This window comes from Thermogutta sp. (assembly GCF_014359955.1).
GTDB lineage: Bacteria > Planctomycetota > Planctomycetia > Pirellulales > Thermoguttaceae > Thermogutta.
Genome location: NZ_JACIYL010000927.1, coordinates 1 through 1,157, shown reverse-complemented (window position 1 = coordinate 1,157; position 1,157 = coordinate 1). Strand labels below are relative to the sequence as shown.

Annotated in this window: 1 protein-coding gene; it reads right to left on the bottom strand. The window is 56.4% G+C overall.

The window, feature by feature from the left end; translation table 11 throughout:
- Positions 1 to 584 (bottom strand): DUF3419 family protein (locus H5U08_RS18255; protein WP_297036423.1); only part of this gene is annotated, 584 nt, incomplete at its 3' end.
- Positions 585 to 1,157 lie beyond the last annotated feature (573 nt).

Here is a 1,157-nt window from a genome sequence, read left to right as displayed (position 1 = left end):
AAAAGCGGCGTCCAGACCTGCTCTTTCAGATATTTCTCATAGATCTCGCGCTGCTCTTCGAGGGTTTTAGCCTCAAGGATTCGATCCACCCATGGGCGAACCCGAGCCACCTTGTTGATATAGGTGTTCATCACCCGGGCAAATGTCCCAGCCGTGCCTCGGAAGTAGAACGATCGTTTTTTTCCAAAAAATCGGTGGATATGCCGATCCCAGTAGCGGCGTGCAAAGGGACTCAGGTCTCGCCGCAGACGCTGCTCATAAATCTGCTTGATCCCCCGACACCGTCCCTGACCGAAAATCTGGAAAAACGTCTCAAAGTCCAGATGCCGGATCCCCGCCATTTTCAGCTCCAGCAAGGCGTTTTGGCGGGGATTCATATCGACCGCGTAAATGTGGCGGGGGCCCAAGAGCGCGTAATCCAGGGCATTACAACCCGCGGAGGTAATGACCAGTATCGTGTCGTCCGGCCCGATGTTGAGGGCCACGCGGTCCAGCCGCGGATCCTCCCAGCAGGTGTTGTAAACGAGATTGTGACGATGAACCAGCTTGAAGACCTGACCGCTGACCCACTCGCCGACCGACATAGCTTTCACTCCAGTCTTTTTGTACGACCCACTCACCACGCGGTTGGCTGGCCGATCAAGGTACCTCTAGACAGCCCACCCCGTCTGCCGGTCGGAATCAGCCCGGCATCCCCAACGAAACATAAACCCCAATATACGCCAAGTTTGTGAGAATACAAGTTGACCCGAAAAAGGCCAGTCGTGCGAAGGGTGAAGCCTTCGTGAAAAAAGCTCCGAAAGGCCGGAGGGGCACGCTTGTCGTGCCCGATGAGGTGGGATGGATCATCAATCGGTGTTTATCGGACCCGACAGGCGGGTCCCTCCGAAAAAAGCGGACGTGACAAGCACGTCCCTCCGAAATAACGCACCCGACAAGCGGGTCCCTCCCTATGCGGTAGGGGCAATTCATGAATTGCCCCTACCGAAACCCGGGTAAACTGGGGTGGAACATCGAAGGTTGACAAACGGACCTGACAAGCAGGTCCCTCCGGAAGGCGGACGCCGGTTCCATTCGGATCAACGGCAGAGTAGTGAAGGCTAAAGCCTTCGCCAGAAAGCGGCGATGAATCGCCGCACTCCATGAATCGCCGCACT